We start from the raw sequence: 21,082 nt of genomic DNA on the forward strand, positions 1-21,082 counted from the left end.
TCGCTCGCTCAGCAGGAGAGACGCCGGCCCTCGCGAGAGGGCCGGCGCGAGGCGTCGCAGGGCCGGCCTCAAGCCAGCTTGCGGATCTTCTCGATCATCGCCTTGGTTTCCGGGCTCTTGGAACCGAACTGGTCGAAGAGCGGCGCGGTCATCTCGGCCCATTTCGCCCGCTCGGCCTCGCTGATGCGATTGACCTTGCAGCCGACCTTCTCGAGATCGGCCAGCGCCTTGTCGGCATTGGCGCGGTTCGTCGCGCGCTGTTCGGCGAAGACCTCCTTGGCTGAGGCGCGCACCATGTCGCGCAGATCGGCCGGCAGGCTGTCGAGCCAGCGCGCATTGACGCGCACCGCCTTCGGCAGGAACCAGTGCGCGGTCGGGGTCACCTCCTTCGCCTGCTCGTGCCATTTGAAGCCGAGGATCGAGAAATAGTCCGAATCGAGCCCGTCGATGACGCCGGTTGAGAGCGCCGAATACTGCTCCGAATAGGGCAGCGGAGTCGGGTTGGCGCCGAGCGTCTTCCAGAAATCGACCCAGATCCGCAGTTCCGGCACGCGGATCTTCAGCCCCTTCAGCGACTCCAGCGAGTTGACCGGCCGCTTCGACAGGATGTGGCGGAAGCCGGTCTCGCCATAGGCGACGAACTCCACCCCCGTCTTCTTGCGGGCGATGTCGGAGACCTCTTGGCCGAGCGGACCCTGCAGCACGCGGTCGACATGGGCTTCGTCCTTGTAGATGAAGCCCGGCGCGCCCCCGAAGGCGGCGATTTCCGGGGCGATCGCCTCCTCGCTGTCGGGGCCGGCTGTGGTGACCTGGATAGTGCCGATCCGGCTGCCTTCGAGCGCCTGCGCCAGCCCGCCGAGCTGGGCCGCGGGGAAGTGCTGCGCGTCGATGCGACCGCCGCTGCGCTCCTTCAGGATGCCTGTCCATTTCTCGAAGCCGAGCGTGATCGGCGTGCCGATCCCTTCGGTATGGGCGATGCGGCAGGTGAACTTCTGCTGGGCGCGTGCCGAGGTCAGCACGGCGGGCGCGGCGATCGCCGCGAGGCCGAGCCGGCCGAGGGCGCGACGTGTGAACATGCCATCCGACGATGAAGCCATGGTGTTTCCTCTCCTGGTGCCGTTGTGGACGGCCGGCATGCTCCGGCCTTGATGGGACGCATGCCCGCCCCGGGCTGGTTTCTGTGTCTGCTCTTGCGTCGCGCCGCGAGGTCGCGAACACTCATCCCGGCCTCGACGACGCCGCTCGCGGCGGGGCCCGAACCGCTCCCTCTGAACCGGACGCTATGCGCAATCGTTATCACTGTAAACTGCCCGCTTTGCAGGCCTGTTGCGATCTTCTATGCAACAGATTGCGCAATCGGTTGCGCATTCTCCGATGCGCTCCGACGAGGCATGGCCGATGAAGCGCCCGCCCACCATGAAGGACATTGCGGCCGAGCTGGAGCTGTCGGTCTCGACGGTCGCCCGGTCGCTGGCGGATTCGCCGCGGATCAGCCGCGAGACGCGGGCGCGTGTGGTTTCGGCGGCCGAGCGGCTCGGTTACGTCGTCGACCTCGCGGCCCGGGCGATGCGCAGCGGCACGAGTTCGATCGTCGGGCTGATCGTCCCCGACATCCGCAACGACTTCTATTCGACGGCGGCGAAGGCCATCGCCGATTGCTGCCAGGAGCGGGGCCACCAGCTCGTGCTCGCTGTCACCGACGACGACCCCAAGCTCGAACTCGAGCATCTGCGCAATCTGCGCTCAGCCAGGGCGCTGGGCTTCATCATCATTCCCAGCGTCACGCCGGCGCAGGAGACGCTGCGCCTGATGCGGGCGACGCCGCATGTCCAGTTCGTGCGCAACTGCGCCAAAGTAGAGTCGGACTGGTTCGGCATCGAGGATGGCGAGGCCATGCGCCTGGCGGCCGAGCATCTGATCGATCTCGGCCACCGGCGCATCGCCTATATCGGCTCGACGGTCGCGATCTCGACCGGACGCGACCGTCTAGAGGGCTTCCGCCGGACCCTGCAGGACGCCGGCATCGCCATCGACGAGCGGCTGGTCAAGGCCGGCAGCTGCGACACCGAATTCGGCTTCGCGGCGATGCAGGCGATCCTGGCCGAGCCGCAGCGGCCGACCGCGGTCGTCACGGCCGGCGCCCGGATGAGCATCGGCGCCTATGATTGCGCGCGGGCCGCCGGCGTCGAGATCCCGTCCGACCTGTCCTTCGTCGGCTTCAGCGACAGCCCGACGCTGCGCTGGTGCGGCAACGGCCTGACCACCATCGCCCTGCCCGTGCGGGAGCTCGCGATGGCCTCGACGGATTTCCTGTTCCGCAAGGCCGCCTCGGACGGGAAGAGCGAGCGCCCCTGCCGCGTCATGCTGAAGCCCAGCCTGCTCCAGCGCGGCTCCACGGCGGCGCCGCACCGGGTGCTGGAGCCGGCCTGACCGCCCCGACGGCGAGGGCGGGCGTCAGAAGCGCGGTTCGGGCAGACTTTCCACCAGCCGGCTCAAGCCTGTGCTGTAGCGTTCGCGCAGATCCGCCCAGTAGGGATGCTGGGCGGTGAACTTGGCGAGCTGCCCGGCCATCAGGCTGCCGGCCTCGTAGCGCAGCAGGTCGATCGGCGGAGCGACCGAGAGGTTGCTGCGGATGGTGGCATCGAAGGAGAGCAGGGCGAGCTTGGCCGCCTCGTCGAGCCCGCTGCGCATGGTCAGGGCGCGGTTGAGGATCGGCTTGCCGTATTTGGTCTCGCCCAGTTGCAGGAACGGGTTTCGGCTCGAGGCTTCGACGAAATTCCCGGCCGAATAGACCTGGAACAGGCGGTGGCCGTCCCCGGTGATCTGGCCCCCGACGAGGAAGCTCGCGCTGGGATCGCCATAGGGCTCGACATAGCTGCGGTTGAGCCGCATCACCTCACGCAGCACGGCGCCGACGGTCTGCGCGACGTCGAACAGGCTGCGGGCGGCGAGAATGTCGCCCTCGGGCCCCGCCGTCCCACCCCGTCCCGCGCTTTGTCGGATCATGCTGATCACCGCCTGGGTCGTGGCGAGATTGCCGGCCGACAGGATGGCGAGGACGCGGTCGCCCGGCTTCTCGAACAGCGCGAGCTTCTTGACGGTTGAGATCTGGTCGACGCCCGCGCTGGTGCGGGAATCGGATGCCAGCACGAGGCCCGTCGGCAGCCAGATGCCGAGGCAGTAGGTCATGATCGCTTCTCCCCCCGCGATGAGCGGCGACTATGGCATGCCGCCGCGATCGATGTGACGCCGAACCCGCTCGCGAGCAGGCGAATCTGCTGCGCCGGGGGATCTCCCCGATCGCGACGCGCTGCCCATCCACCCGGCGCCATGAGGCTGATGCCCGTCGGTAACCAAGCGGGCCCGGCGAGCGAAGTCTGTGTCAGCGCATGTTCCCGCAGACCCGATGGGTGGAGACCGACGATGACCATGGCAGCCGAAGCGAAACCTGCAACCCTCCAGGGGCGGACGGCCCTTCACCTCTTCGCCGGCGGCTTGGCGGGCCTGCTGATCTGGGAGGTCTGGGCCCGTGTCCTGACCAAGGCCGTGCTGGGCTATCCGCTCGAGCCGGCCGGGCTGATCGACGCGATCGCCCAGCACAGGCTCGGCCTGTCGGTGCCCTATCTGATCCGCGAGGCGCTGCACTATGGCGTCGGCATCATCGGCTATCCGGTCGCCTATTTCGTGATCTCGCGCTTCGTGCCGCGCTGGCCGGTCGTGCTCGACGCCATCGTCCTCGTGACGTTCAGCGCGGGCATCGCCGGGCTGATCGCGGCCGGCACCTTCGCCCCGATCCACTTCATCTTCTGGACGGCAGCGGTCGGGCTGATCGCAACCCGGCTGATCAACCGCAGCCCGCTGATCGCGGATGCGATCACCTGGGGCAATTTCACCTGGTTCAACGCGCTCGGCCTGATGGCCCCGGTCGGCGGGCTGTCCTTCTACCTGCTCGGGGAGGGGGGTGAGCTCTCCTATATGAGCTTCGTCGGCCACGTCATCTACGGCGCGGTGGCGGTGTGGCTGTTCGAGCGGCTCGAAGCCGGGGCCGGCCGGGACTGAAACCGGCGCGGCGCGCGGCCGCCGACGGAGAAGGCCTGCGCCGCGCGCGAGGCCCAACAATGAAAACCCTGCGAAGCCGGAGGCTCGCAGGGTTTCGAATATGGTGGGCGCGACAGGGATCGAACCTGTGACCCCTACGATGTCAACGGCGTGGCTCACCGCTGCAACCGAATACAATCAGACACTTAGTAGTCGCGTCGTTGCAGCTGAAAATGGTGGTTTCAGGGGGTTTGAAGCGGCTGCGTTCAAACTGCGTGCAAACGCTCCTGAGGCAATGACCGGCCCTCAAACCGCTTACCCGGTTCGCGCAGGAGCGGCTTCGTGACCGCGCCCCCATTCGCCAGTCTCGCGAGCCGGCTCCCGCCAGAGCTTCGTGTTGCCTGGGAGCGCGTCGAGGTAGATGCGAGCGGCTTGCTCGGTCAGCCGCGGTCGATCAATTCCCTTGTCGCCAGGCACCGCACGACGTTTGAAGCACTCATCGATGGCGGTCTCCGCTATCACGATCTTGTCGCGTTGATGACTGAGGCCCGGATCCGGCGGGCTGATGGTGGGACTGTCAAAGAAAATGGCCTGCTGCCGGTTTCGTGGACACCGAGATTGGGTGTTTCATGAAGCCGGAGGTGGCAGATGCAGCGAAGACGATTTGGGCGTGAGTTCAAGATCGAGGCGGTTCGCCTGATCAAGGATCGCGGTGTGAGCGTCGCGCAGGCGGCTCGGGACTTGGAGGTCCACGAGAACGTGCTGCGCAAATGGGTGAAGGAATTTGCCGCCGATCCGGCGCAGGCCTTCCCCGGACCTGGTCAGTTGAAGCCCGAGCAGCTCGAGATCGAGCGGCTGCGGCGTGAGGTGACCAAGCTCAAGGCGGAGCGCGACATCCTAAAAAAGGCCGCAGCCTACTTCGCGAGGGAAGCGATATGAGATTTGCTTTCATCGCGAGGCACCGTTCGATCTGGCCGGTGGCATGGCTTTGCGACGCGCTGGATGTCTCCCGCTCCGGGTTCCATGCCTGGCTGACGCGCTCGCCGAGCCCGCGCTCCGTGGACGACGAGGTGGTTGGCGCCAAGGTCCATGCGAGCTTCAAGGCCAGCGACCGAACCTATGGCGCTCGTCGGGTCTGGCGCGATGTCTTGGCGGGCATGAGTGTTTGGGAGCCCGCAGCGGTAAAGAGCACAGGGACGATGTTCGATGCGCCCAACCCAACGAGCCCGAAGCCGGCCAAAGTCAGCTGCGGGCTGGGACCGAAGGTAGCCAGCGCAAATCCTGACGCGCTAATCATCGCTCCTAGAACGAGCACGCGCTGTCCACCAGTGGACTAAGCCGCTCTCGCGGCAGGGTGCTGCGGCGCGGTCATCGCTGAGATTTCGCCTGTGAGGCGCTGCATCCGAGGATTTGGGGTCGTTTCCCCTGATCCCTGGAGGTTTCCATGATCGATGCCGTCACCGTCAGCCCGCTGCGCCAGCGGATGATCGAGGACATGACCATCCGCCGGTTCGGCGAGCACACGCAGCGCGACTATGTCCGGCAGGTGCGTGAGTTCACGGCCTTCCTTGGGTTGCCGCCGGACCGGGCCGAGCCCGAGGATCTACGGCGCTATCAGCTTCACATGGCTTCGCTCGGCGCCAGCTATGCCCGGATGAACCTGGCCTGCACGGCCCTGCGCTTCTTCTTCCACGTCACGCTGGGCCGGACCGGCTTTGGTGACCGCATGGCGCGGATCCCGACGCCCGATCGCCTGCCGGTGGTTCTGGACACGCAGGAGGTGGCGCTGCTGTTGGCGCATGCGCGGAGCCTGAAGGACCGCGCCGCGCTGAGCATCGCCTATGGCTGCGGCCTGCGCGTCTCGGAGATCGCCAACCTCAAGGTCACCGACATCGACAGCGCCCGCATGCTGATCCGGGTCGAGCAGGGCAAGGGCCGCAAGGACCGCTATGTCATGCTCGCGCCCGACCTGCTCGATCTGCTGCGGCAGTGGTGGCGGGTGAAGCGGCCGCGCGGCTGGCTCTTCCCCGGCCAGCAGCCGGGCCAGCCGATCACGACGCGCCAGCTCAACCGGGCCTGCCATGCTGCAGCCGAGGCAGCCAAGCTCGACAAGCGGGTGTCAATGCACACGCTCAGGCACAGCTTCGCCACCCATCTGCTGGAGCGGAAGACCGATATCCGCGTCATCCAGGTCCTGCTCGGGCACAGGAAGCTCGACACCACCGCCGTCTACACCCGCGTCGCGCTGAAGACGCTGCGCGAAGTGACGAGCCCGCTCGCGCTGCTGGCGCCGCCGCCACCGCCATAGCGGTCCCGCGCCGATCATGGCGCGGCCTTCGCTGGAGGTTGCGGATATCCTGAACCGGCATGGCGAGGCCTATCTCGCGCGCCATCGGCTCAGCCGCGGTCAGCTCAAGGTGATGGGTGCCATCCGGGCCTGCCGCACGGCTGCGCTCGGCGGCCATGTCATGGCCTGCGGCGACTGCGATCACGCGGCCATCGCCTACAACTCCTGCCGCAACCGGCACTGCCCGCGCTGCCAGGGCGCAGCGGCAAAGGACTGGCTCGCGGATCGCCAGGCCGATCTCCTGCCCGTGCCCTACTATCATCTCGTCTTCACACTGCCGGCGTCGATCGCAGCGGTCGCCTACCAGAACAAGGCCGAGGTCTACGGCCTGCTGTTCAGGGCTGCAGCCGAGACGCTCGCCACCATCGCGAGCGATCCCCGGCATCTCGGCGCCCGCATCGGCTTCACCAGCGTACTGCACACATGGGGATCGGCGATGACGCACCATCCCCATCTCCACATCATCGCGCCCGGCGGCGGCCTGTCGCCGGACGGCGCTCGCTGGATCTCATGCCGATCCGGCTTCTTCCTGCCCGTGCGCGTGCTCTCGCGGTTGTTCAGACGGCTCTTCCTCGAAGGGCTCGCGGCCCTGCACGCGGCCGGGCGGCTCGCTTTCCAAGGCAATCTCGCCGATCTGACTGAGGCCGATGCCTTCGCCTCCATGCTGGCGCCGCTGCGGCGCGCCGACTGGGTCGTCTATGCCAAGCGCCCCTTCGGTGGCCCTGAGGCCGTGCTGGCTTATCTCGCCCGCTACACCCACCGTGTCGCCATCGCCAACAGCCGCATCATTGCCGTGGATCGGCACAGGGTCACGTTCCGCTGGAAGGACTATCGCGCCCGCTCCACCGGCAAGGGCCGGCGCAAGACCATGACGCTGACGGCCCACGAGTTCATCCGCCGCTTCCTGCTCCATGTCCTGCCCGACGGCTTCCACCGCATCCGCCATTACGGCCTGCTCGCCTCGAGCCGCCGTGCCGACACCATCGTCCGCATCAGGCAGATCATCGCGGCGACGACGCCGGACGACATCGCCAGAGACGACGTCCCGGTCGCCGCAGCGCAACCCGAGCAGGCCTCTGAACCCCACCCGCCATGCCCATGCTGCGGCGGCCGCATGATCCTCGTCGAGCGCTTCGCGCCGGGCACAGCGCCGCGAACCATCCTCGCCGTCAGGATCGACACATCATGACGATGGCCCCATGGCGGCATCTTCAGGAAGCACTGCCGATCTCGGCCAGAGAGCGGGCAATCCCGTTCGGCCCAATCGCGGAAACGGAGATGGCCGCGGTCTCGGATCCACCAAATGTGCAGCTAAACCTCAGCTTCGGGGCCGCTCGGTCGGAGCATCGCACCGTCGCCTCGCGCCTCGCACGATCTCGCAGACCATACCGCGCGGCGAAATCCCCATAGCCCACGGCCCCGGGCCGCGGCTTCCTCCCTTGGAGGCTTTCGGACGCCGGCCCTCAGCCCAGTCCGAACCCGCTCGCATGGGCCGGCATCCGAAACCCTTCACACTTCCGGACATTGGCTCGTTGCCGGAAACCAGACCTTGCTGCGCGGGTACCGGTGTCCACGAAACCGGCAGCAGGTCATCGGGCTAATGCGTGACGGCCAGCATATCCTCGATCTCATGCCAGCGCGTGAGCAGGTCGGCCCGTGCGCCGCTGGTGCGGATACGACCTCGCTCCGGCACAACGGCGGCGTCGGCGATCTCCAGGGCCAGTTTGGCATGCTGCTCCACCACGATCATCGCCATGTTCTGCTCGCGGAGACGCGCATAGAGCATACTTGCCAGTGGGCCCGATGTGCAGTGGGCATGCCGACGCGCAGTCGCTCAACGCTGATGCAGCGACGATAATACCAACGGCCCTCATTCCTGACCGATATGCGCCCATTCACGCCTCCCGATGGATGTGATGGTCCTGGGCTGATCGACGAGGCGGTTCCACGCGTCGCAGGCGGCGTCGATGATGTCGTCGTAGGTGTCGAAGACGCGGTTTGAGAGCCAGTTCGCGCGCAGATACTGCCAGATGTTCTCGACCGGGTTCAGTTCGGGCGAGCGCGAGGGCAGGAAGATCAGCGAGATGTTTTTCGGCACGACGAGCTTGGCCGTGGTGTGCCATCCGGCGCGATCGAGCAGTAGGACGGCATGGGCGCCCTTCGCGACCGTCCTGGCGATCTCGTCGAGATGGGCCTGCATGGCGTGGGTATCGGCGAAGGGCATGGCGAGCGCCGCGCCGACGCCGCGGGCCGGGCAGATCGCCCCGAACAGATAGGCGCTCTCGTAGCGCTGGTCGGCGGGCTGGCGCGGCCTGGTTCCGCGCCTGGCCCATTGCCGGACCAAGCCGTTCTTCTGGCCGATGCGGGCTTCGTCCTGGAACCAGAGTTCGATCGGCTTGCGCTTCGGCACATGGGCGAGATGGGCCCCCAGCGTCACCGCGAAGTTTTTTTGAACGCCTCGATCACGCGCGCGTCCTGCGCCGGGTGGTGCGGGCGCGCGCTGATGTGGGAAAAGCCGATCTGCTTCAGAAGCTTCCCGATCGTGCGCTCGTGATAATCAACGCCGAAGCGCTCACGAACGACCTTCTGCAGGTCGATGCGCCGCCAGCGCACCACGCCATTGACGGCCCGGTCGGGGCCCGTCTCGACGATGGCCGCCAAGGCGGCGAGCTGATCGGTCGAGAGCCTGGGCGGATGTCCCTTGGAACGAATGTCCTTCAGCCCGTCGGGGCCGCCTTCGTTGAACCGGTGAACCCAGTCGCGCAGCGTCTGGCGATCCATGCCGCCGATCCGCGCGGCCTGCTCCCGATCCATACCGTCGAGAACCGCCGCCAGCGACAGAAGCCGGCGGCTCTGGTTGGCGTGCCTCGACCCCGCCGCAAGCCGACGCAGGTCGAGGGCCGAGTAGTCCGTTCGAAGCTTCACCGCAGCAGCCATGGCGCGAATCCTCCTCGCGCACATGGAATCAGCGAAACGAGCCGCCGAAAAGACCCCCGTGAGTCAGCCGCGATGGCCGTTGGTATAAGGTCGCGCCGAGTCGGTCACGCCATGAGCGTAGCCGCTGAAGACAATTAAAGTGCTGGTCATCAGGGTCGTGGGTCCGCATTGACTATGCCTTGGGCGGCCGAATGGGCTCGATTGTCGCAACCAGCCCTATTCTGTCGGCTCGATCAGGCGCCGTTTTTCAGCCGCCAAACCGAGGAACCACTCCCGCACCCGTCTCGCTCCTGCCGACAGGGGCGGCCCATTGGGCGATACGAGGTGGTAGCTGAACTGCGTCGAGTAGGACTTGCCGAAGGGGTTCACCAGGCTACCGGCTTCCAGTTCGCCCTGGACGAGCCATTCTGCAAAAAGCGAGATGCCGAGGCCATTGATCGTCGAACTCAGCTGGAAGTGACGGTCCTCGAGCATCATGCTCGGCTGATCGGGCCGCAGGACCGTGCCGCAATCCTTCATCCACTCCGCCCACATCCTCTTGTCGTCGACATGCAGCAATGTACAGCGTTGAACGTCCTGGGGTTCGGACAGGCTAAGCATCGCCTGGTAGCCGGGACTGCAGACCGCGACGAGTCGCTCGTCCCAGAGCTTTTCCGCCTCGAATTTCGGCCAGCCGCCAGTTCCCCACTGGATGCCGAAATCCGCGAAAGCGTGCGGATCCGAGAAGTTCACAAACGTATTGTTGTGATTGAGTAGCGTCACGTCGACATCAGGCAATGACTGACGCAGATCGCCGATACGTGCGGATATAAATCGGCTTGCAAACATCGGAACGAGCGCGACCCGGACCTCCGGCCTTCTGCGCGCGACCAGCGCGATACCCGCGCCGATCTGCTGCAATCCGGCATCGACATGGCTCGCCAGAAGGGCCCCATCTTCGGTCAGCTCGAGGCCGTGCGCGTTCCGCCGGAAGAGCGCGACGCCGAGGTCCGTCTCCAGCTTCTTGATGTGGTAGCTGACCGAACTCTGCGTGCTGCCACAGTGCTGCGCCGCCTTCGTCACGCTTCCGAAGCGTGCGACGCTGTCGAAAACATGGATCGAATTGAGGTTGCGGATCCGGACCATTGGCAGCCTAGGACGACTTCTGTGAGTAGACCCTAGCATCGAAAAATTGAATATCTAGCGCGAATCTTTGCGATACCCCTGCCAGCGGCTGGCGCATACGCTCTCGGCCGGTGTCCTCGATCTGCGGGAACTTCCACATGGCCGAGACGATCCTGCGCGTCGATGCATTGTCCAAGAATTTTGGCGGCGTCCGCGCGGTTCGTGACCTGTCATTCGATGTGGCTGCCGGCGAGATCGTCGGTCTCATCGGCCCCAATGGTTCGGGCAAGTCGACCACGGTCAATGTCCTCGCCGGCCTGCTGACGCCGACATCGGGATCGATCATCCTGGCCGGACAATCGATTGAAGGGCTGCCTGAGCCCGAGCGGGTCACCAAGGGGCTCGCGCGCACGTTTCAGACCGCGCGTGTCTTCCCCGAGTTCACGGTTCGCCAGCATGTCACGATCGGCTGTCATGCGATCCGGACGGTCAATCCCTTTGCCTCGATCCTGCCTTTCGGCAGGTCGGTTGACGATGACGAGACCGCCGCGCATGTCGACCATCTGCTGCGGCTCTGCTCGCTAGCGTCCATTGCCGATCGCCCTGTCGGCGGCATCTCGTCGGCGCAGCAGCGGTTCCTGATGATCGCTACCGCCCTGGCGGCGCGTCCGAGGGTTCTGCTCGTCGACGAGCCGGCCGCAGGCCTCGTCGAGCATGAGCGCCAGGAGTTGGCGGAACTCGTCCGCGGCATTCGCAGCAGTGGCGTCGCCGTCGTGATCATCGAGCATCACATGGCCCTGATCATGGCGCTGTGCGATCGGATCGTGGTCCTGAACTTCGGCTCGAAGATCGCACAGGGCACGCCGGCCGAGATCAGGGCCAATCCGGCGGTGATCGATGCCTATCTCGGCGAGGCCGCCTGATGCTGGGCATTCGCGATCTTCGGGTCAGCTATGGCGCGATCGAGGTGATCCATGGCGTCAGCCTCGATGTCGCGGCCGGCGAATGCGTTGCTCTGATTGGAGCCAATGGCGCGGGCAAGTCTTCGACGCTGAAGGCAATCTGCGGCCTCGTGCCGGTGCGGGCCGGCTCCATCCAGTTCGAGGGGCGCGACATCACCAATCAGAGCGGGCACGCGATCGTCCGCTCGGGCATCACGATGTGCCCCGAGGGCCGCCAGGTCTTTCCGCAGATGAGCGTTCTGCAGAACCTGCGGATGGGGGCCTATACGCGGACCGACAACGAGCAGGATGCCGATCTCGACCGGATGATGGAGATGTTCCCGATCCTTCGGGAGCGCCAGACGCAGGCCGCCGGAAAATTGTCGGGCGGCGAACAGGAGATGCTCGCGATTGCGCGCGCGCTGATGGCGCGCCCGCGCATCTGCCTCTTCGACGAACCGTCGCTTGGGCTTGCGCCGAAGATCGTCGCGAACGTGTTCGAAACCCTGGCGAAGATCAAGGCGATGGGAATGACGATCCTGCTGGTCGAGCAGAACTCGATGATGGCGCTCAACCTCGCTGATCGCGCCTATCTCTTCGAAGCCGGCCGGATCGTAATGGACGGACCCGCAAAGGAGTTGAAAAGCCACCCTGACGTCGTGCGTGCGTATCTCGGTCACTAGTTAAAAAAACAAAATCAAGCGGAGGAAGCCATGTCTAATCGATCGATAGCCGGCGCATTTGCGCTGGCGATAACCTTTGCCGTTGCGGCAAGCCCCGGTTCTGCCGCCGAGAAGAAGCTCAGCGTCGGCGTGGCCGACGCCCTGACCGGCGGAGGCGCCGTCTACGGCCTGCCGCAGGCCAATGCCGTGAAGATGGCGGCCGATGAGATCAATGCCGCCGGCGGGATCAAGGTCGGCGCCGACGCCTACAAGATCGACGTCATCGCCTATGACGACAAGGCCAATCCGACCGAAGCGACCAATGCCGTCCGCAAGCTGATCGATCGCGACGGGGTGAAATATGTTCTGGGCTTCTGCTGCTCGGGCTCGACCAGCGCGGTGGCCTCCTTCATCGCGAAGGAAAAGGCCGTGATGCTCGTCGGCAATGCTGCGGAGCGCTCGATCACGACGCAGAAGATCCCAAACCTCGTTCGCACCCGACCGCCGGCCGATTACACCGGCCAGGCCGCAGGGACCTTCATCGCGCGCAAGGGGCACAAGCGGGTCGCCGTCGTCGGCGCCCTCGAAGTCGGCTTCTACTCTCAGTATGTCGACGCCGCCGAGAAGGAGCTCAAGAAGGCTGGTGGCGAGATCATCGCACGCGAGGTGTTCTCGCTGCGCGATCGCGACATGACACCGCAATTGACCAAGATTCGAGGTCTGAATCCGGATGCTATTCTGGTCGTCGGGTATGTCGAGCCCGCGGCCTTCGTCTACCGCCAGTCGGTCGAGCTCGGCATCAACGTCCCACGCTACGGCTTCACCAGCGGCAGCGAGGAGCAGTTCCTGCGCGTCACCACATCCGAACAGATGGAAGGCGTCTGGGATCTGCGGCCAACCGAGCTGACCCTGCTCTCGGCCAGCAAGAACGGGATCGCCTACCACGAGAACTACACCAAGATGTTCAAGGCCTCGCCCTCGCCGAGCTCGCCCTACGCCTATGACCAGCTCTATGCGCTGAAGGCGGCGATCGAGGCAGCCGGAACGGCTGACAACACGGAGGCCGTGGCCAAGGCGTTGCGCGCCCTGCCTGTTCCGCCGCAGGTGGTCATGCAGTACCAGCCGGTGGACGGGAAGATGTTCGACGAGAACGGGCAGGCCTACACCTCGAACGGCGCGTTCCAGTGGCAGAAGGGCAAGTGGGTCTTCGTCGAGGAGCTGCCCTCGGACGCAAAAGCCTACTCGCTGTTCCTCAGCACGCTGAAGTAAAGGCGCGGGCCGAGCGATGCTGATCGAAATCCTCCAGCAGACGATCAACGGGCTCGCGATCGGCGGCGTGTATGTGCTGATCGCGTTAGGCCTGACGACCGTGTTTGGCATCCTCGGCATCGCGCATTTCGCCCATGGCTCGATCTCGATGTTCGGCGGCTATCTCACCTACTTTCTGATGACGGGGCAGGGATTGCCGCTGATCGCGGCAATCCCGATCGCCCTGGTCGCGGGCGTCCTGCTGGGCGTGCTGGTCGAGATGCTGGCCTATCGACCGGTCCGCCATGCCAATCACATCAACGCCTTCATCGTGGCCCTCGGGCTCACGATGATGGTCGAGGGGATCAACCTCCAGTTCTTCGGCCACGAGCAGATCGTGATCCCCACGACCTTGAGCCGCGTCTTCGACATCCACGGGGTCACCGTTCCCGAACTGCGGCTCTACGTAATCCTGTCGGCAATCCTGCTTGTCGTGGCGATGATGATCTTCGTCGAAAAGACGAAGACGGGACAGGCGATCCGCGCCGTCGCAGAAAATCGCGATGCCGCCATCCTGATGGGCGTCAACGTGACCACGATACCGTTGATCGTCTTCGGGATTTCGACCGCGCTCGGCGTGGCGGCCGGGATCATGGTGGGTGCGCTCTTCGCCATCGCGCCGGGCATCGGCGAGGGTCTGGTCGTGAAGGGCTTCGCCGTCCTGATCCTCGGCGGCCTGGGCTCATTCCCCGGAGCGATCCTCGGCGGAACGGTCCTGGGCATCACGGAGTCGATTGCCGCCGGGTTCATCTCATCCGCCTACAAGGATGTGATCGCCTTCGCCGTCATGATCATCGTTCTGCTAGTGCGCCCGCAGGGCCTGCTGGGTCGCGCGCCATGAAGCCCCGGCTCGTCAATCTCGTCTGGCTGCTGGCCTTCGCTGCGCTAGCGACTCTGCCCCAGGTCCTGACCGTGAAGTACTACCTTCACCTCAGCATCCTGGCCTTGATCTGGGTGATCGTGGCGCAGGGCCAGAATCTGATCCAGGGCTTCACCGGCTATGTCTCGATCGTGCAGGCCGGCTTCATGGGCATCGGCGCCTATGGCTCGACCCTGATCGGCATTCATTACGGCTGGCCGGTCTGGGCGACGATCACCGCAGCGCCGCTGATCACGGCCCTGTTCGCCTTGCTGGCGGGCTATCCGAGCCTGCGTGTGAAGGGCCACTACTTTGCCATCGTCACGATGGCCTTCAACCTGATCATCGTGATCGTACTGGTCAATTTCCGCGAGCTCACACGTGGCGAAGCGGGCATATCGAACATTCCCAAGCCTTGGGATGGGGGGCGCGACGCGTATTTCTATCTCGCCCTGATCCTCGCGGCCGCGATGACGCTGCTCGCGGCGCTGATCGCCAGATCGCGCGTGGGCGAGATCCTGCGGGCCATCCGCCAGAACGAGGACCTTGTCGGCGCGATCGGCGTTGTCGCCTGGAAATACAAGCTCTTCGCCTTCGTCGTCTCTGCCATGTATGCGGGGCTGGCGGGCGCGCTCTATGCGCACTTCCAAGGGTTCATCAATCCGGAGATTTTCGGCGTCGCCCAATCGCTCGATGCGATCCTGGCCGTCATCTTGGGCGGGTCGGGGACGATTGCAGGACCGGTCATTGGCGCTTTCCTCGTCGTTTTTCTCCCCGAACTGCTGCGTTTCGCCGACAGCTTCCGACTGATCCTCTACGGGTTGATCCTCGTCCTGGCGACGATCTTCATGCCGATCGGCATCGTCGGGGTGGCGAAGACTCTGCTCGCCAAGCTCCATCGACCGGGTGTCCGCCATGACCGGTGAAGACGCGGCCCCGTTCCTCGCGCGGGTTCGCGACTTTGCCCGCGACACCGTCACGGTGCGCGCGCCTCTTTGGGCCAAGGGACAGGCGATCGAGCCGGAGGTGGTCGCCCGCGCGGCGGAGATCGGTCTCACCGGCATCGAGGTACCGACGCAGCTCGGCGGGCTGGGGCTGAGTTTCCGGGCGAAGGTCGAGGCTTGCGCGATCGTTGCCGCTGCCGACTTCGGCTTCGCGATGTCGCTGGTCAACACCCACAACGTCGCCAAGCGGATCGCGACGACCATGCCTGAAACCGTCGCGCGCAGGTACTTGCCCGACCTGCTGTCCGGGACCGCGATGGCCTGCACGGCCTTGACCGAGGAGGGGGCCGGTTCGGATGTCGCGGCCCTGTCCTGCACGGCGCGGCCCGTGGGCGATGGCTGGCTTCTCGACGGGGAGAAGACCTGGATCGTCAATGGTCGCCATGCCGCTCTCGCCATCGTCTACGCGCAGTGCGGCGAGCCGGGGCAGAGTGCCGGAATCGGCGCGTTCCTTGTCGATCTGACGGATACGTCCTGCCACCGCTTCCCGATCGAGACCGAGATTTCTCAGGCGAGCATCGGCACCGGCGGCTTTCGGCTGACGGGTTGCTTCGTGCCGAGCGAGCGGATGGTCCTGCCTGCCGGTACCGCGTTCAAAGCCATTCTCTCCGAGATCAATGGCGCCCGCATCTACGTGGCGGCGATGTGCTGCGCCATGGTGTCGTCCGCCCTGCGCGTCGCGCAAGCCTATGGCGAGACGCGACAGACCTTCGGCCAGAAGCTGACGCAGCATCCGGCCTGGCGCGAGGGCATCGCGCAAATTGCCACGGTTCTGGCCGCGTCCTGGAGCCTGGTGGAAGCTGCACTTCTGGCGAGCGAACAGGGGCGGGACGTGCGCCATCTGGCGGCCGCGGCGAAGGTCAATGCCGTCGACCTCGCCCAGACCGTCCTGCCCCGCCTACTGCACGCCATGGGGGCTGAAGGGCTGCGGGGATCTTATCCGTTCACCCGACACTTGGGTGCCGCCCAACTGGCGGCACTGACCGATGGCAGCACCGCAATGCTGCTCGATCGCCTGGGTCGTTGGGACCCCACGCCAATATCGCTGTGAGCGCGGGAAGGACCAAATCGATGCGCGTGTTCCAGATCGAAGGCAATTGGGGTCTCGAAAACCTGAGGCTGTCCGAACGCCCGGAGCCCGTTCCGCGTGACGATCAGATCCTGATCCGCATGCACGCCGCCGCGCTGAATGCACGCGACCTGATCGTCCCGAACCGGGGCTATGGCCGCGCCACCGGCGAGTTGCCGCTAATTCCGGTGTCCGATGGCGTCGGCACCGTCGTCGAAGTCGGAAGCCGCGTCACCCGGATGAAACCGGGCGATCGCGTGTGTCCGACCTATTTCCAGAACTGGATCGCGGGCGAGCCGACGCCGGATCGCTTCGCCTCCGCTCTGGGCGGCCCGCTCGACGGGGTCATAGCCGATCTGGTCTGCCTGTCCGAACAGGGTGCGGTTCGCGTGCCCGACTATCTGACGCATGAGGAAGCCGCCACGCTGCCCTGCGCGGCGCTGACGGCATGGAGCGCGATTGCGATCCATACCAGGACCAAACCGGGCGACCGGGTTCTGATCCAGGGCACCGGCGGCGTCGCCCTCTTCGCGCTCGCCTTCGCCAAGCTCCATGGCGCCCATGTCACCGTGATTTCATCCAGCGACGAAAAGCTGGAGCGGGTTCGCGGTCTCGGCGCAGACGAAACGATCAACTACACGACCACGCCCGACTGGTCGCGCGCGGCGCGCGAAATTGCGCCGGAGCGCGGCGGCTTCGACACGATCATCGAACTCGGCGGCGAGGCCACGCTCGCGCAGTCGGTGAAGAGCATCCGGGTCGGCGGGACGATTGCCCTGATCGGAGTCCTCTCGGGGCTTGGGCCGACACTGCCGCTCGGTGCCATCGTGACCCGGCAGATCAGGCTGCAAGGTGTCACCGTCGGGCATCGAGACGGGTTCGAAGCGATGCTTGCGGCGATGGCCCATCATCGGATCCGGCCGGTCATCGGCGCGCGTTTCGGCTTCGCCGATCTGAAGTCGGCACTGGCTGGACTGGGCAAGGCAGAGGCCCTTGGCAAAACGGTCATCAGGTTCAACGATCATGTCGAGTGAACTGCCGCCTTTCCATCCACGGCGCCACGCGGTCGAGAAGCCGGATGCTGTCGCATTCCGGATCAGCACGGGCCGCGAAGCCGTGACATTCGCGGAGCTGGAGGCGCGCGCCAATCAGGCTGCACACGTCTTCCGCCAAAGAGGGCTGAAGCGCGGCGACCACATCGTGATCCTGATGGAGAACAGGCGCGAGTTTCTGGAGATCTGCTTCGCCGCCGATCGCAGCGGGCTCTATTACACGACGGCCAGCACGCATCTCACGGACGACGAGATCCAATACATCATTCGCGATTGCGGCGCTTCGCTCGCGATCATTTCGGACGCGATGCTCGACAGGATCGCCCCCCTCTCGACGACCGCTTTGCTCGCATGTCCGGTCCTGGTCGTTGGCCAATGTGACGGGGCCTTCGAGAGCTTTGGTTCGCAGGCGGCTCTCGCCCCGGTCGGACCCATCGCCGACGAGTCGCAGGGCCTCGACATGCTCTACTCGTCAGGAACGACAGGCCGGCCGAAGGGGGTGAAATGGCTGCTGCCCGAGGCTCCGGTCGGCAGCCCGTCGATGCTGACGGACCTGCTGACGGACCTGTTCGGATATGATGGGCAAACGCGCTATCTCTGTCCGGCGCCGCTCTATCACGCGGCGCCGCTGCGGCACACCATGGTCACGATCAAGGCGGGCGGGACAGCCGTCGTGATGCCGAAATTCGACGCCGAGAACGCGCTCACCTTGATCGAGCAGGAGCGCATCACCCACAGCCAATGGGTGCCGACCATGTTCGTTCGGCTTCTGAAGCTGCCGGACGCGACCCGGGGTCGCTACGCGATGACGTCGATGAAAATGGCCGTCCATGCGGCCGCTCCCTGTCCAATCGACGTCAAGCACAAGATCATCGACTGGTGGGGGCCGATCGTCCACGAATACTATGCCGGAACCGAGAACAACGGCTTCACCGCCATCAACACCGAGGAATGGCTGCGTCACGTCGGGTCGGTGGGGCAGGCCAAGCTCGGGATCATCCATATCTGCGACGAGACCGGTGCCGAACTGCCGGCCGGCCTGGAAGGCGAGGTCTTTTTCGAGAACGGACACCAGTTCGAGTATCACAACGATCCTGCGAAGACCCTGTCCAGCCGCAATGCCCAAGGGTGGACGTCGCTGGGCGATATCGGACGCCTTGATGACGACGGCTATCTCTATCTGACCGACAGGAAGTCGTTCGTCATCATATCTGGTGGCGTGAACATCTACCCGCAGGAAGTCGAGCATCTCCTGCTGCAGCATGATGCGGTGCTGGATGCTGCCGTGATCGGCGTCCCCAACGAAGAGTTCGGCGAGGAGGTGAAGGCCGTCGTCCAGCTTGTCGAAGGCCGGCAACCCAACGAGGCGCTCTCGGCCGAATTGATCGCCTTCTGCCGTACGCGTCTGTCTTCGATCAAATGTCCAAGAACGGTCGATTTCTGCGTCGAATTTCCACGATCGCCGACCGGAAAGCTGCTGAAGCGGCGCATTCGGGACCAGTTTTATACGAAGGCCTCATAGAGCGCGGCAAAGCTGGCCGTGGGCCTCACGCGCTACGGCCAGGCCAGCTCGGGGTTTTCTAGGTCGACGCACAGGTCAACGATCGCGCCATGAGTGAGCCTTGGCCGAGATGGCGAGGCCGGTCTCAAGGGCGCAGACGGGCAACATCCTGATCAGGCGCGCCGAGGAACAGGTGCTTGTAGCCAAACAGGGATGTCGAGCCCCCGGTATGGAGGAAGACGACATCCTCGTTCTCGCCGAACGTGCCCCGGCGGATGTGATCGATCATCCCCGCCATCGCCTTGCCGCTGTAGACCGGATCAAGCAGGATCCCTTCCGTCCGCGCCACCAGGGTCACCGCATCGACCATGCCGCGGGTCGGCTGGCCATAGCCCGGCCCGACATAGCCATCATCTGCGAAGACCCGCTCCCGCTGCACCGTCCCGCCATGCCCGAGGTGATCGGCCGTGCGGCAGGCGAGATCAAAGACCATCCCCTCCTGCTTCTCGCGGGGGTGGCGAACAGACACGCCGAAGACCTCGACGGGGCTTCTCAGGGCCGCGAACCCGGCGACGAGCCCGGCCTGCGTGCCGGAACTCCCGGTGCCGTGAACGACGCGCGTGACCGTGATCCCAAGCTGACTCGACTGGTCGAGCAGTTCGACCGCGCAGCCCACATAGCCGAGCGCGCCGACGGGACTGGACCCCCCACCGGAGATCACGTAGGGCTTTGCGCCGCTCGCCCTGAGGTCGTCGGCGACAGCGGCGCAGGCGGCGGCGACATCGCTGCCGCCGGGCACATAGCTCCGTGTGCAGCCGAACAGGTCATCCAGCAGGATGTTGCCGTTCTCTTCATAGTCGGCATCGGTATCGGGCACGCGGCGTTCGAGAACGGCATGCGCCTTGAGACCAAAGCGCGCCGCTGCAGCGGCCGTCATGCGCACATGGTTCGACTGGACGGCTCCGGGCGTGACCAGGGTGTCGCAACCCTGCGCGAGCGCATCGGCCACCAGGAACTCGAGCTTGCGCGCCTTGTTGCCGCCCTGCGCCAGCCCCGTGCAATCGTCGCGCTTGATCCAGAGGCGCGGTCCGCCGACGGCGCTGCGCAGCCGGTTGAGAGGTTCGAGCGGTGTCGGCGCATGAGACAGGCTGACGCGAGGAAAACGGTCGAGGAGCATGGCGAACCGCCCTGTTGGAAGGAACTGGGACCAACGCTAGGCCGCGCATCGGCCGCATAGAAATTCAAATTGCACAATGGCTATGCGGAATTTGCATGATCTTTGGGCATCTCCACCAGGGCGCGCCAGACATGTTCGACGATCGAGCGTTCACGCTCGGCGCGTCGGTATGCCCTGATCTCGACATGCAGATCATAACCCGCTTCCGGGGCGCAGGAGACCAGCCGGCCGGCCTTCAACTCGGTCTGGATCGCCGAACTCGGAAGCCAGGCGATCCCTTCTCCGGCAAGCGCCATGCCCTTCAAGGCTTCGACCAGTGAACTCTCATAGGCGGGACGGGCCCTGCGGGTCAGGTCCCACGCGTCGAGACCCGAACCGACGAGGTGGCCGAGATAGGAGTTGGCGGCATAGGCCAGCAGCGGAAAGGGGTCACCCGACGAGGCTGTGATCGCATGGCGCGGCGATCCACCCTCTCCGGGCGCCGATACCGGGGTGACGACATCTGCTCCGATGACCGCCACCTCGAAGCGGGACATGCCGAACATCGATGGAATAGCGCTCGTATTATAGGCAAGAACGAGATCGCAGGCGCCTTCCATCAAGGCTTGCCCGCAATCATGCAGATCGGCGGTGATCATCTTCACGTTGAGTTCGCCGGTTCTGTCGGTCTGCCGCAGCGCCGCGATCCAGGCCGGTGCGAAATGGATCGCGAGGGTATGTGTCGCGCAGATCCGGATGGTGCGCGCATCGCGTTTGACCAGGCCACGGAATTCCGCCCGCTCGCGGTGCAGGACGCGAACCACATCGAGGGCGGACTGATAGAAGGCGTGGCCCGCCGGCGTCAGGGTCGTCGGGAAGCGCGATCGATCGATCAGATCGCCGCCCAGCCAGTGTTCGAGCGCACGAATGCGCCGGCTGAAGGCGGATTGGCTGATATTGCGTTCATCCGCTGAGCGCGAGAAATTGCCCGTGGAGGCGAGGCTGATGAAGTCCTCAAGCCAGCTGATTTCCATGAGCCCTCACGATCCATGGGCCAGGGCGGCCGGCGAACACTGAGCGATAATGCAGAGGATGCATAACGTA

Annotated in this window: 19 protein-coding genes and 1 pseudogene; 13 read left to right on the plus strand and 7 right to left on the minus strand. The window is 65.3% G+C overall.

Annotated features, from left to right (window positions below; genetic code table 11):
• Nucleotides 1–68 precede the first annotated feature (68 nt).
• Nucleotides 69–1,097 (minus strand): TRAP transporter substrate-binding protein, encoded by a 1,029-nt coding sequence (locus SJY11_RS06505; protein ID WP_376985782.1) that lies wholly within the window; start codon nucleotides 1,095–1,097, stop codon nucleotides 69–71.
• A 301-nt stretch (nucleotides 1,098–1,398) separates the two neighbouring features.
• On the opposite strand from SJY11_RS06505, the gene SJY11_RS06510 reads away from it, so the two are divergent.
• Nucleotides 1,399–2,430 carry a LacI family DNA-binding transcriptional regulator gene (locus SJY11_RS06510; RefSeq protein ID WP_376985784.1) on the plus strand — a complete coding sequence of 344 codons (1,032 nt, stop codon included), beginning with the start codon at nucleotides 1,399–1,401 and terminating at the stop codon, nucleotides 2,428–2,430.
• Nucleotides 2,431–2,454: 24 nt separating this feature from the next.
• On the opposite strand, the gene SJY11_RS06515 is transcribed toward SJY11_RS06510, so the two are convergent.
• Nucleotides 2,455–3,189: a proteasome-type protease gene (locus tag SJY11_RS06515; RefSeq protein ID WP_376985785.1), complete on the minus strand. Its 735-nt coding sequence runs from the start codon at nucleotides 3,187–3,189 to the stop codon at nucleotides 2,455–2,457.
• Between the two features lie 234 nt (nucleotides 3,190–3,423).
• On the opposite strand from SJY11_RS06515, the gene SJY11_RS06520 reads away from it, so the two are divergent.
• From SJY11_RS06520 to SJY11_RS06535, 4 genes and pseudogenes are all read left to right on the plus strand, one after another.
• Entirely contained in the window at nucleotides 3,424–4,059 is a 636-nt protein-coding gene (locus SJY11_RS06520) for a hypothetical protein (protein WP_376985786.1), read from the plus strand.
• 627 nt (nucleotides 4,060–4,686) lie between these two features.
• A pseudogene (locus SJY11_RS06525) lies at nucleotides 4,687–5,192 on the plus strand (transposase); the annotation flags it as partial.
• Nucleotides 5,193–5,482: 290 nt separating this feature from the next.
• Nucleotides 5,483–6,346, plus strand: a complete 864-nt coding sequence (locus SJY11_RS06530) for a tyrosine-type recombinase/integrase (protein WP_376984330.1) — start codon at nucleotides 5,483–5,485, stop codon at nucleotides 6,344–6,346.
• A gap of 16 nt (nucleotides 6,347–6,362) precedes the next feature.
• Entirely contained in the window at nucleotides 6,363–7,574 is a 1,212-nt protein-coding gene (locus SJY11_RS06535) for an IS91 family transposase (RefSeq protein WP_376984328.1), read from the plus strand.
• A 408-nt stretch (nucleotides 7,575–7,982) separates the two neighbouring features.
• On the opposite strand, the gene SJY11_RS06540 is transcribed toward SJY11_RS06535, so the two are convergent.
• The 3 genes from SJY11_RS06540 to SJY11_RS06550 form a co-directional block, all read right to left on the minus strand.
• A complete protein-coding gene (locus tag SJY11_RS06540; RefSeq protein WP_376985788.1) occupies nucleotides 7,983–8,141 on the minus strand; it encodes a hypothetical protein in 159 nt (52 codons plus the stop codon).
• 114 nt (nucleotides 8,142–8,255) lie between these two features.
• A protein-coding gene (locus SJY11_RS06545; protein ID WP_376984777.1) for an IS630 family transposase occupies nucleotides 8,256–9,322 on the minus strand; the annotation gives its coding sequence in 2 pieces (ribosomal slippage) (nucleotides 8,256–8,836 and nucleotides 8,836–9,322; 1,068 coding nt in all).
• Between the two features lie 216 nt (nucleotides 9,323–9,538).
• Nucleotides 9,539–10,447 (minus strand): LysR substrate-binding domain-containing protein, encoded by a 909-nt coding sequence (locus SJY11_RS06550; RefSeq protein WP_376985790.1) that lies wholly within the window; start codon nucleotides 10,445–10,447, stop codon nucleotides 9,539–9,541.
• Nucleotides 10,448–10,584: 137 nt separating this feature from the next.
• Between SJY11_RS06550 and SJY11_RS06555 the strand changes: the two genes are divergently transcribed.
• Genes SJY11_RS06555 through SJY11_RS06590 form a run of 8 tightly spaced genes read left to right on the plus strand, consistent with a single transcriptional unit; the run spans nucleotide 10,585 to nucleotide 18,843 of the window.
• Nucleotides 10,585–11,349 carry an ABC transporter ATP-binding protein gene (locus SJY11_RS06555; protein WP_376985792.1) on the plus strand — a complete coding sequence of 255 codons (765 nt, stop codon included), beginning with the start codon at nucleotides 10,585–10,587 and terminating at the stop codon, nucleotides 11,347–11,349.
• Nucleotides 11,349–12,050, plus strand: a complete 702-nt coding sequence (locus SJY11_RS06560; RefSeq protein WP_376985794.1) for an ABC transporter ATP-binding protein — start codon at nucleotides 11,349–11,351, stop codon at nucleotides 12,048–12,050. Before SJY11_RS06555 ends, SJY11_RS06560 begins: the two co-directional genes overlap by 1 nt.
• 30 nt (nucleotides 12,051–12,080) lie before the next feature.
• On the plus strand, nucleotides 12,081–13,298 hold the full coding sequence (locus SJY11_RS06565; protein WP_376985795.1) for an ABC transporter substrate-binding protein: 1,218 nt from the start codon (nucleotides 12,081–12,083) through the stop codon (nucleotides 13,296–13,298).
• A 16-nt stretch (nucleotides 13,299–13,314) separates the two neighbouring features.
• The gene (locus SJY11_RS06570) at nucleotides 13,315–14,178 is read left to right on the plus strand and encodes a branched-chain amino acid ABC transporter permease (protein WP_376985796.1); all 864 of its coding nucleotides are present in this window, start codon (nucleotides 13,315–13,317) and stop codon (nucleotides 14,176–14,178) included.
• Nucleotides 14,175–15,122, plus strand: a complete 948-nt coding sequence (locus SJY11_RS06575) for a branched-chain amino acid ABC transporter permease (RefSeq protein WP_376985798.1) — start codon at nucleotides 14,175–14,177, stop codon at nucleotides 15,120–15,122. The genes SJY11_RS06570 and SJY11_RS06575 overlap by 4 nt, the downstream gene beginning before the upstream one ends.
• On the plus strand, nucleotides 15,112–16,251 hold the full coding sequence (locus tag SJY11_RS06580) for an acyl-CoA dehydrogenase family protein (protein WP_376985799.1): 1,140 nt from the start codon (nucleotides 15,112–15,114) through the stop codon (nucleotides 16,249–16,251). The genes SJY11_RS06575 and SJY11_RS06580 overlap by 11 nt, the downstream gene beginning before the upstream one ends.
• Nucleotides 16,252–16,271: 20 nt before the next feature.
• Nucleotides 16,272–17,303, plus strand: coding sequence for a zinc-dependent alcohol dehydrogenase family protein (locus tag SJY11_RS06585; protein WP_376985801.1), 1,032 nt, complete (start codon nucleotides 16,272–16,274; stop codon nucleotides 17,301–17,303).
• Nucleotides 17,293–18,843 (plus strand): AMP-binding protein, encoded by a 1,551-nt coding sequence (locus SJY11_RS06590; protein WP_376985803.1) that lies wholly within the window; start codon nucleotides 17,293–17,295, stop codon nucleotides 18,841–18,843. The genes SJY11_RS06585 and SJY11_RS06590 overlap by 11 nt, the downstream gene beginning before the upstream one ends.
• Nucleotides 18,844–18,967: 124 nt before the next feature.
• Here the strand turns inward: SJY11_RS06590 and cuyA are convergent, their stop codons facing one another.
• Nucleotides 18,968–19,999, minus strand: coding sequence for a D-cysteate sulfo-lyase (cuyA, locus tag SJY11_RS06595; RefSeq protein ID WP_376985805.1), 1,032 nt, complete (start codon nucleotides 19,997–19,999; stop codon nucleotides 18,968–18,970).
• Between the two features lie 80 nt (nucleotides 20,000–20,079).
• A complete protein-coding gene (locus SJY11_RS06600; RefSeq protein WP_376985806.1) occupies nucleotides 20,080–21,012 on the minus strand; it encodes a LysR substrate-binding domain-containing protein in 933 nt (310 codons plus the stop codon).
• Nucleotides 21,013–21,082: the final 70 nt, after the last annotated feature.

Source organism: Allobosea sp. R86505 (assembly GCF_042466375.1).
GTDB lineage: Bacteria > Pseudomonadota > Alphaproteobacteria > Rhizobiales > Beijerinckiaceae > Allobosea.